Source organism: Pseudomonas brassicacearum subsp. neoaurantiaca (assembly GCF_013608025.1).
GTDB lineage: Bacteria > Pseudomonadota > Gammaproteobacteria > Pseudomonadales > Pseudomonadaceae > Aquipseudomonas.
In genome coordinates this window covers 166,482-176,678 of the sequence record NZ_VDLV01000011.1, presented here as the reverse complement: position 1 = coordinate 176,678, position 10,197 = coordinate 166,482, and the positions used below count along the sequence as shown (strand labels likewise).

Below are 10,197 nucleotides of genomic sequence, written 5' to 3'. Positions count from 1 at the left end.
AGCGTGAAGAGCTGGCCTGGGTCGGTTTTCGGTTTGCTGGATTTGGGTTTGAGGTAGTAATCGAGGGCGCGGTCTGCCGCTGCTTTGTCGAGCGCTTGCGAGTCGGCTGGATCGTTTTCCGGCGGGTTTGGGGTTGCTTTGAACATGATGAAACTCCTTGGTAATGGGAGTCACAACCCTTTGCTACCAAACATTGGGTGGCGACTATACGCAGGTTGGTAGACCGGGTACCAAGGCAAACCCAGCGCGCCAAGAGGCGCCCCACGCACAGCCGCCATAATAAATATGCCGGAGCTGTGCGCCTTAGTTTTACCCGGGCTACCAAACCCGATCGCTGATTTTCAACGACCGAGCAACAGTAAAGCCCGCCCTCAAGGCGCACAAGTCGGCGGATTCTGGCGTAGTTGTAGGCAATGGCGCAAGGCGCGAGCGCCCGTTCCTACGCCAAGGTTATCCAGATAAACATCAGGGCTTCTGTGGCGAGGGAGCTTGCTCCCGCTGGACTGCATAGCAGGCCCAAGTTTTTGGATTCATTCAGAATCTTGGGAGCCGCTTCGCCACCCAGCGGGAGCAAGCTCCCTCGCCACAGGGATGTGTTGCTTCGGCTAGCGCGGGTCGACGTTATTCAGCGCGCGATTGGCCAGCAGTCCGCTCAGTTCGATCAGTTGCAGGATGCCCAGGGCGACGTGCCGGCGTGAGCCGTCCAGGTCGAAGGCAAGGTCATTGATCATGGCGTTGGCCGAGGCCAGGGTTTCGCTGAGGTTGGCGAGGAGGGCTTCGGTGTCGATGCCGTTGATGAGCGTGAAGAGCTGGCCTGGGTCGGTTTTCGGTTTGCTGGATTTGGGTTTGAGGTAGTAATCAAGGGCGCGGTCTGCCGCTGCTTTGTCGAGCGCTTGCGAGTCGGCTGGATCGTTTTCCGGCGGATTTGGGGTTGCTTTGAACATGATGAAACTCCGATGCATTTGAAAGGAGCCATTACCCTCACGCTACCAAACGAAGGGTGGTGGCCATACGAAGGTTGGTAGACCGGGCATCGGAGCCGGCGTCTCCGAAGAGACCCTGCGCAGGGCCACCATAAAGCGAAGCGCATTTCTGCACTTGCGAGAGGTGACGCTATGCACCGAAAGCCCGGGCTACCAAACCCGATCGCTGATTTTCAACGACCGAGCAACAGTAAAGCCCGCCCTCAAGGCGCACAAGTCGGCGGATTCTGGCGTAGTTGCAGGCAATGGCGCAAGGCGCGAGCGCCCGTTCCTACGCCAAGGTTATCCAGATAAACATCAAGGCTTTTGTGGCGAGGGAGCTTGCTCCCGCTGGGTGGCGCAGCCGCCCCAAAAGTGGCTGGAGTGGTCATCCAGGACCCCCGCGTCGGCCGTTCTACGACCGCTGCGCAGCCGAACGGGAGCAAGCTCCCTCGCCACAAAAGCGAGTTCGTCTTTTGATTGTGGCGTTTAGTAAACCCAAACCTCCACCCGCCGATTGCGAACCCGTCCTTCATCCTCACTGTTGGCCGCCACCGGCATCAAAGCGCCGAACCCGCGTATTTCGCGCAACGCCACGCCGAATTTGACCAATTCACGCCGCACCGCCATCGCCCGCAGTTTGGACAGCAGGTCGGCGCGCGCCGGATCGTCCTTGGCGTCACCAAAACCCACCAGGGTCACGCGCCGGTCGGCCTTGCCATGCTGCTTGATGTAGTCGAGCACGCGACCGAGGTCCTGATGGGCCTTGTTATCGAGGCTGGCACTGCCTTCTTCGAAACGAAAATTCACCGTCAAGCGCTGGGCATGGCGGCTGAGGGCCTGATAACCCTCGGGCATCAAGGCGTTGGGCGTGACGGACATGGCCTGGACGGTCTGGGCGATGAAACCGTTGGCCGCGACGATGGCCTGGCCCTGTTCGCTTTGGGCGAAGTCCACGAGCGCTTCAGCCCACGGATTGGTCTGCAAGGGCGGTAGATAAAAGAACAAACGCCGGGACAGGGGATAGTCCTCGGTGGCAATCAGGTTGCTCAGTGGCAACATGGGTTGGGAATCGCCGTCGACGATCGCCAGAGGTTTCGCCTGGCGCACGTAGGGCAGACCGATGAAACCGATGCCTTGCGGGTCCTGGCTGACAGCATCCGACAGTTGATCACTGGATTCGAAGCGTCTGGCCGTAGGATCCAGCTTTTTCCCCTGTCGGTTGAGTACCAATTCCTTGAAAGTGTCATAAGTGCCGGACTGCTCGTCCCGGGCATACACATGAATCGGCCCGCCGGCGCCACCCACCGCTTCCCAGGTTTTTGCCTCGCCGCTGAAAATGCGCGCCAATTGCACGGTATCGAGCTGCCGCAATGGGTTTTGTGGGTGAAGAATAATCGCCAGGCCGTCGATGGCAATGATCTGTTCGGATGTAGGGCTTTTCAGATCGCCAAGGGCTGCCAGGTCCTTCAGTTCGCTTTCCTTGATCGGCCGGGAAGACGCGGCGAGGTCGGCGTTGGCTTGCTTGAGGGCAGTGAATCCGGTGCTGGAGCCGTGGGCGGCGATGTCGACTGTGACTCGCTGGCCTTCGGCGGTCTGCCCGACGATGCGTTGCTCGTTGTCGCGGCCGGTGATTTCGGTGCTGACCTTGAGCAACCCCTGTTCTTCCATAAGCCCGCGGACCAGCGCCGGCGCCAACGCCGCGCCGATGGTGTTGGAGCCCTGGAGACGCAGGGCAGGGCCGTGTTCGGGAATGGGCAAACGGCCGGCCCATGCCACGCATGGCAGCCAGAGGCCGAGGAAAAACACAACGCACAGCCGCATGCCGGCACCTTGGAAACCAGGGAAGTGCCGGAAGATTAAGTCAGTCGGGTTACTGAAAGATGACAGGGTTGCGACGCCGGCGAATGGCCGGCGCAGCAACTGTGGGAGCGAGCTTGCTCGCGATGACGGCAGCACAGTCAGTATTGATGTGGCAGATAAACCGCTATCGCGAGCAAGCTCGCTCCCACAGGGGATCTCTTACAGAGAACCTGAAGGTTTGGATTCAGCTCAATTCCAACCAGATCGGCGCATGATCCGACGGCTTTTCCATGCCCCGCAGTTCGTAGTCCACGCCAGCATCCTTGACCCGTGGCAGTAGGCCGTGGGACGCCAGGATCACGTCGATGCGCAGGCCGCGCTTGGGTTCGTCTTCAAAACCGCGGCTGCGGTAATCGAACCAGCTGAAGCGGTCGGTCACGTCCGGGTTCAAATGGCGGAAGCTGTCCACCAGGCCCCAATTCTTCAGGCGGGCCATCCACTCGCGCTCTTCCGGCAGGAAGCTGCATTTACCGGTTTTCAGCCAGCGCTTCATGTTGTCCGGGCCGATGCCGATGTCACAGTCCTCCGGGGAAATATTGACGTCGCCCATCACCACGACCGGTTGGTCGTTGCTGAAGCGGGTTTCCAATAGTTGCTGCAGATCGCTGTAGAAGCGCTCTTTGGCCGGGAATTTGGTGGGGTGATCGCGGCTTTCACCTTGTGGGAAATAACCGTTCATGATGGTCACCGGCACACCGTTGGCATCGGCAAACGTACCCCAGATGAAACGCCGCTGGGCATCTTCGTCGTCAGTCTCGAAGCCTTTGTGCAAGGTCAACGGCGCTTGGCGTGAGAGGAGGGCAACGCCGTAGTGGCCTTTCTGCCCGTGGTAATGCACGTGATAACCCAGGGCTTGCACTTCGGCCAGCGGGAACTGTTCGTCGTGGACCTTGGTTTCCTGCAACCCGATCACGTCCGGCTGGTGCTTGTCGATCAGTGCCGCCAACTGATGGGGACGGGCTCGCAGGCCGTTGATGTTGAAGGAGACGATCTTCATGGTCGGCTGTCCTGGCAAAACTGCGATGCTAGCTGACATGTGGGAACGGGGCTAGCGTGGCAGTAGGACAAATGCACTGCTAATGTCCTTGGCATGTAGGAACGATCGCAGCCCTATCGGGTTCGTAGTCAATAAGAGGAGGCCTCACCGAGCCTGCCCAGGAGACGCAACGCCATGCCTGAAACCGCCACTGCTGATATCCATATGCTCGACAGCGGCTATTCCCGCGAAGCCCGTTCGTTGCTCTACCAGGCCTATCGCCACGAGCCGACTTTCAGCTACCTGTTCGAGTCCGAGCGTCCCGGCTATGAACAGCGGGTACGGGCGACCGTGCGTGAACTGGTCAAACAGCATTTCCTCCAGGACCTGCCGGCGATCGGCCTGCTGGTCAACGACCGCCTGATCGGCATCGCCCTGATCGCCCCGCCGCAGCGGCGCCTGGGCATCACGGAGAGTTGGGCCTGGCGCCTGCGCATGGTCTTGAGCACCGGATTCCGCTGTACCCGACGGTACCTGGAATACCACGCCGCCGTGCTGGCCTGCCTGCCTTCGGACGCGGTGCATGTATTGCCGTTGCTGGGCGTTCATCCGCAATTCCAGGGCAAACACTACGGCGAACAGTTGCTCGAGGCGGTGCACAACTGGTGTGCCGTGGACGAGCATTCCCAAGGCGTGGTGCTGGACACCGGAAATCCCCGTTATCTGGAATTTTATAAACGCCAGGGTTATGAGGAAATTGGCGAAATTGCGGTAGGACCGATCCGCGAGCATGTTTTCTTTCATGCGAACCCGCAGGTTCTGCAGAGCGCGACGGCTTAGTCAGACGAACTTTTGGGAAGCGTCTGGCTCTATCAGGCTCCCAACCTCGTGATAGCATCCGCGCCATGAATTTCCCAGGACGAATGACCGGTGGCGCGCTTTTGCTGTCCCTCAGCTGCGTGGCGCTGGCACAAAGTGAATTGGATGTGCGGGTCAAACCCTCCAATGACGAACTCAAGGCCAACGTAGAAGGCTACATCGGTGGTGTGGGCGATCGTGACGAAGAGGCGTTGCTGCGCTTCAGTCGCGGCGCCGAGGAGCAGGCGCGCAAAGCGGCCCAGGCGTTGGGCTATTACCAGCCGCAGATCGACAGCGAGGTCACGACGGGCAAGGCGCCGCGCCTGATCTTGACCATCGACCCCGGCGAGCCGGTGCACTTGCGCAATGTCACGATCCGCATCGAAGGCCCAGCGGCGTCGCTCAAGGGTTTCCGCGTGCCAGACAATGCGGGCCTCAAGTCAGGCGCGGTGCTCAACCATGGTCGCTATGAAGATGCCAAGCGAACGATCCTGAACCAGGCCTCGCGCTATGGTTTTTTCAGTGGGCGATTCGTTAGCCAAGCGTTGCGCGTGGACCCGCAGGCCGGCGTTGCCGACATCGAGTTGATCTACGACAGCGGTCCGCGCTACGCCCTGGGCCCGGTCAGTTTCGAAGGCGACACGCCCTTCGACGAGGACTTGCTGCGCCGCATGGTGCCATTCAAGGCCGGCGCGCCCTACGACTCCGAGCTCATGGCCGAACTCAACCAGGCCTTGCAATCGAGCGGCTATTTCGAGGGCGTTCGGGTCGATGCGGCGCCCACGGCAGCCACCGACAATGTCATTCCGGTCGCGGTCAAGCTCGACACCCGCAAGCCACGCACCATGGGCCTGGGGCTGGGTTTCTCCACCGACGTCGGGCCACGGGCAAAGGCCAACTGGACGCGTCACTGGGTCAATCCGCAAGGGCACAGCTACGGTTGGGAAACGGAAGTTTCGGCGCCCCGGCAAAACGTCGGCCTCTGGTACGACGTGCCGCTGGACCCGCCGTTGACCGACAAGCTGCGCTACGCCGGTGGTTATCAATATGAAGAGCTGGCCGGTACCGACACCCTCAGCAAGCTGTTGACCGTGGGGCCGGAATGGCACAGCAAGTTGCCCAGTGGCTGGCAGCGGGTGGTGTCGCTCAAATGGCAGCGCGAGGAATACCGTCTCGGCGACGACTCCGGCCTGAGCACGTTGCTGATGCCGGGCGTCAGCTATTCGTACCTGCGCAGCGACAACCGTATCGACCCACACAATGGCTATCGCCTGCAGTTCGACACCAAGGTCGCCAAGGAAGGGCTGGGCTCGGACAACAACCTTTTATACGGCACCGCCATGGTCAAGGGCCTGACCACGGTATTCGACAAGCATCGTTTCCTGGCGCGGGCCCAGGTCGGCGGCAGTGCCACTAACGGCTACAAATCGGTTCCGCCATCCCTGCGGTTTTTTGCTGGCGGCGACCAGAGCGTGCGCGGCTACGACTACCAGAGCCTGTCGCCGGAGAACTCGGAAGGTGATCGCATCGGCGGACGCTACATGGTGGCCGGCAGCCTCGAATATCAATATTCGGTCGCGGAAAAGTGGCGGGTGGCGACCTTCGTTGACCAGGGCAACTCTTTCAACAGTCTCGACCTGCCGAGCCTCAAGACCGGCGTGGGCATCGGTGTGCGCTGGGTGTCGCCGGTCGGCCCGATCCGCCTCGACCTGGCCCATGCGCTGGATGACGAGGGCGGCATTCGATTGCACTTTTCCATGGGGCCTGAGTTGTGAATCGCGGTTTGAAAGTAATTTTGCTGGCGCTCGGCGGACTGCTGGTGACCGTCGCGTTGGTCTTGAGCATCGTGTTGGGCACGGCGTTTGGCAGCCGCTGGACCCTCGGGTTGGTGCCGGGACTGACCGTGGAGAATTTCCAGGGTCGGTTGGGTGGCCAATGGAGCGCCGACCGGGTGCTGTGGCAGCAGGACGCTAGCCGGGTAGAACTCGATCAGCCAATCTTCGCCTGGTCGCCGTCGTGCCTGTTGCGAATGACCCTGTGCATCGATCAGCTCAAGGCCGACAACATCGCCTTGCAACTGCCGGCCTCTTCCGATGAGCCGAGCAGCGGTCCGATCAGCCTGCCGGACCTGGACTTGCCATTGGCGATCGAGCTGGGCGACGTCCAGGTCGGCAGTCTGTCGTTCAACGGCACGGAACAGCTCAAGGGTTTGCAATTGGCGGCGCACTGGACCGCCGAGGGGTTGCAGATCGACTCGGTGCAGCTGCAGCGCGACGAACTGAGCCTGAAGCTGTCCGGCCTATTACAGCCACGCGGCGACTGGCCGCTGAGTGCTGCGGGCCAGCTGACGCTGCCGGCACCGGGTGCGACGCCATGGGCGCTGGATCTGAAAGTCGACGGCGAGTTGCTCAAGACTCTCAACCTGACCGCCGACAGCAGCGGGTATCTGCCAGGCCGCCTGACCGGCGAGCTGCAACCCCTGGCGGACAACCTGCCGGCCAAGGTGCGCATCACTGCCGACGGCTTCAAGGCCAGCGCCGATTTGCCAGACACACTGCAGCTTAATCAGTTGGAGCTGACCGGCGAAGGTGACCTGAAAAACGGCTATCAACTGCTCGGCAAGGCGACCCTTCCCGCCGAAAAAGGGCCGGTGGCGTTGCTGCTGCAAGGCAAGGTGGACGCCAACGGTGCGCAGATCGCTGGCCTCGATCTGGATGCGGGTAACCAGCAAAGCCTCAAGCTCACCGGGCAGCTGGATTGGCGCGAGGGCCTGAGCGCCGAAGCGAAAATCGCCTGGCTGGATTTCCCCTGGCATCGCCTCTACCCGCTGATCGACGAACCGCAAGTCACGCTGCGCAGCTTCAATGGCGAAGTCTCCTATACCGATGGCAAATACCTCGGCAACTTCCAGGCGGCGTTGGACGGTCCGGCCGGGGCGTTCAGCCTGGACAGCCCGTTCAGCGGCGACCTGACGCAGATCCATTTGCCACAGCTCAAGCTCGCCGCGGGGCAGGGCAAGGCCGAAGGGCACTTGAGCCTGCAATTTGCCGACGGCATTGCCTGGGATACGGCGCTGCAATTGTCAGCCATCAACCCGGCGTATTGGCTCGGCGAGCTGCCCGGCACCCTGGCCGGGCCGTTGCGCAGCAAGGGGTCGATGAAAAACGAACGCATGGAGCTCGACGCGGACTTGGATCTCAAGGGCAAGCTGCGCGGCCAACCGGCGCTGTTCCAGGCCAAGGCCAGCGGCGCCGGCGAACAATGGAACCTCGGCGCGCTGGATATTCGTCTGGGCGACAATCGCATCAACGGCACGGGCAGCCTGCAGCAGAAACTGGGCGGCCAGATCGACATCAAGCTGTCACGGCTGGCCCAACTCTGGCCGCAATTGCGCGGCCAAGTCACCGGTCGCGTCGACCTGGCGGGCACGCTCAAGGCGCCCCAAGGCAAGCTCGCTTTGCAAGGCACGCAACTGGCCTTCCAGGACAACCGCCTGCAAAGCCTGAACCTGGACGCGACGCTCGACAGTGCGCAGCGCGGCAAGGTCGACCTGAAGGCGAGCAGCATCCGGGCCGGCGAAACATCGCTGGGCGTGTTGACGGTCAGCGGTCAGGGCGACATCAAGCAACAGAAACTCAATCTCGGCCTGCAAGGGCCCCAGTTGGAAACCACCTTGGCCTTCGACGGTTCGCTCGATCAAGGCAACTGGCGCGGACGCCTCGCCAGCGGCGATGTGCAGGTCGGCGGGCAGACCTGGCGCTTGCAGGCGCCGGCGAAGCTGGAACGCTTGGCCAACGGGACGCTGAACTTTGGCGCGCACTGTTGGCGATCCGGCCAGGCCAGCCTCTGCGGGGAAGATCAGCGCCTGATGCCGGAGCCGAAGCTGCGCTATCACCTCAAGCAGTTTCCCATCGAAAGCCTGGCCCAGTGGATGCCCAAGGATTTTGGCTGGCGAGGCGAGCTCAATGCCGACCTGCAACTGGACCTGCCGGCCAGCGGCCCGAACGGTCGGGTGTCGGTGGATGCCAGCGGCGGTACGCTACGGATTCGCGATAAAGAGCAGGGCAAGGGGCAATGGCTGGATTTCCCTTACCAGACCCTGACGCTCAGCAGCCGCCTGACGCCCACGCGCATCGATACGGACGTCAACTTCGTCGGCGCGAGGCTGGGTGAGCTGACGCTCCAGGCGCGGATCAACCCGCTGCCGGCCAGCAAGCCTTTGAGCGGATCCTTCCGACTGAATGGTCTGGACCTGTCGGTGGCCCGGCCGTTCGTGCCGATGGTGGAAACCCTGACCGGTCATTTGAATGGCAGCGGCACGCTGTCCGGTGGCTTGCTTGCGCCCCAGGTCAACGGCAACCTGATGCTCAGCGACGGCGAGGTTTCCGGTCCGGAGCTGCCGATCAGCCTCGAAGCCCTGCAACTGCGGGCCATGATCGCCGGTGATACGGTCAAGCTCGATGGCGCGTGGAAAAGTGGCAAGAGCGGGCAGGGTAGCCTGACCGGAAGCATCGGCTGGGGCGAGGCCCTGACGATGGACCTGGCGCTCAAGGGCTCGCAACTGCCGGTCACTGTCGAACCTTACGCAGTGCTGGACGTGGCGCCGGACCTGAACATCACGATGCAGGGCGAGCGGCTTTCGATTGCCGGCAAGGTCCTCGTGCCCAAGGGCGAGATCACCATCCGCGAGCTGCCGCCGTCCACGGTCAAGGTGTCGGATGACACCGTGATCGTCGGCCACCAGACCGAAGAGGGCAAGGCACCGATTGCGATGGCGATGGACATCGATGTCATCGTCGGCCAGGAAAAACTCGCCTTCTCGGGTTTCGGCCTGACCGCCAACGTGCAAGGCCAGGTACACATCGGCGACAACATGGACACGCGCGGCGAGCTCTGGCTCAACGACGGAAAATACCGGGCCTACGGACAACGGCTGACGGTACGCCGGGCGCGATTGTTGTTCGCTGGGCCGATCGACCAGCCGTACCTGGACATCGAGGCGATCCGCCAGACCGACGATGTGATTGCCGGTATTCGTTTGAGCGGCAGCGCCGAGCAACCGACCACGCAGATCTTCTCGGAGCCGGCGATGAGCCAGGAGCAGGCGTTGTCCTACTTGGTGCTGGGGCGCCCGTTGAGCACCACCGGCGAGGACAACAACATGCTCGCCCAGGCCGCGCTTGGCCTGGGCTTGATGGGCAGCGCCGGCGTGACCACCAGCCTCGCCAATAACCTGGGGATCAAAGATTTCCAGCTCGACACCCAAGGCAGTGGCAACGACACCAGCGTGGTCGCCAGTGGCAACCTGTCGGAAAAACTCAGCCTGCGCTATGGCGTGGGCGTGTTCGAGCCGGCCAATACCATCGCGTTGCGCTACAAGCTCAGCAAGAAGGTCTACCTCGAAGCCGCCAGCGGCGTCGCCAGCTCGCTGGATATCTTCTACAAGCGCGATTTCTGATCCCTTCCCAAAAAACAAAATCCCCTTGTGGGAGCGAGCTTGCTCGCGATAGCGCCGTCAGATTCAGCATCTTCGTTGAC

General features: G+C 61.9%; 6 protein-coding genes. 3 read left to right on the top strand and 3 right to left on the bottom strand.

Annotation, left to right across the window (positions count from 1 at the left end; all coding sequences use genetic code 11):
* Nucleotides 1-605: 605 nt before the first annotated feature.
* The 3 genes from FHK92_RS09635 to xthA form a co-directional block, all read right to left on the bottom strand.
* Nucleotides 606-944, bottom strand: a complete 339-nt coding sequence (locus FHK92_RS09635; protein ID WP_181287841.1) for a DUF6124 family protein — start codon at nt 942-944, stop codon at nt 606-608.
* A gap of 507 nt (nt 945-1,451) precedes the next feature.
* Complete coding sequence (locus FHK92_RS09630; RefSeq protein WP_181287840.1) at nt 1,452-2,786, bottom strand: substrate-binding domain-containing protein; 1,335 nt, start codon at nt 2,784-2,786, stop codon at nt 1,452-1,454.
* A 223-nt stretch (nt 2,787-3,009) separates the two neighbouring features.
* Nucleotides 3,010-3,822 carry an exodeoxyribonuclease III gene (gene xthA, locus FHK92_RS09625; RefSeq protein ID WP_181287839.1) on the bottom strand — a complete coding sequence of 271 codons (813 nt, stop codon included), beginning with the start codon at nt 3,820-3,822 and terminating at the stop codon, nt 3,010-3,012.
* A 174-nt stretch (nt 3,823-3,996) separates the two neighbouring features.
* On the opposite strand from xthA, the gene FHK92_RS09620 reads away from it, so the two are divergent.
* The 3 genes from FHK92_RS09620 to FHK92_RS09610 all read left to right on the top strand — a co-directional run bounded on the left by FHK92_RS09620 (nt 3,997) and on the right by FHK92_RS09610 (nt 10,117).
* Nucleotides 3,997-4,641 (top strand): GNAT family N-acetyltransferase, encoded by a 645-nt coding sequence (locus FHK92_RS09620; RefSeq protein ID WP_181287838.1) that lies wholly within the window; start codon nt 3,997-3,999, stop codon nt 4,639-4,641.
* 65 nt (nt 4,642-4,706) lie between these two features.
* Nucleotides 4,707-6,434: an autotransporter assembly complex protein TamA gene (locus FHK92_RS09615; protein WP_181287837.1), complete on the top strand. Its 1,728-nt coding sequence runs from the start codon at nt 4,707-4,709 to the stop codon at nt 6,432-6,434.
* Nucleotides 6,431-10,117: a translocation/assembly module TamB domain-containing protein gene (locus FHK92_RS09610; RefSeq protein ID WP_181287836.1), complete on the top strand. Its 3,687-nt coding sequence runs from the start codon at nt 6,431-6,433 to the stop codon at nt 10,115-10,117. Before FHK92_RS09615 ends, FHK92_RS09610 begins: the two co-directional genes overlap by 4 nt.
* Nucleotides 10,118-10,197: the final 80 nt, after the last annotated feature.

What these genes read in the sequence shown, in the direction of transcription:
- xthA (WP_181287839.1), bottom strand. Translation starts at nt 3,822, where the DNA reads ATGAAGATCGTCTCCTTCAACATCAACGGCCTGCGAGCCCGTCCCCAT.
- FHK92_RS09635 (WP_181287841.1), bottom strand. Translation starts at nt 944, where the DNA reads ATGTTCAAAGCAACCCCAAATCCGCCGGAAAACGATCCAGCCGACTCG.
- FHK92_RS09620 (WP_181287838.1), top strand. Translation starts at nt 3,997, where the DNA reads ATGCCTGAAACCGCCACTGCTGATATCCATATGCTCGACAGCGGCTAT.
- FHK92_RS09615 (WP_181287837.1), top strand. Translation starts at nt 4,707, where the DNA reads ATGAATTTCCCAGGACGAATGACCGGTGGCGCGCTTTTGCTGTCCCTC.
- FHK92_RS09630 (WP_181287840.1), bottom strand. Translation starts at nt 2,786, where the DNA reads ATGCGGCTGTGCGTTGTGTTTTTCCTCGGCCTCTGGCTGCCATGCGTG.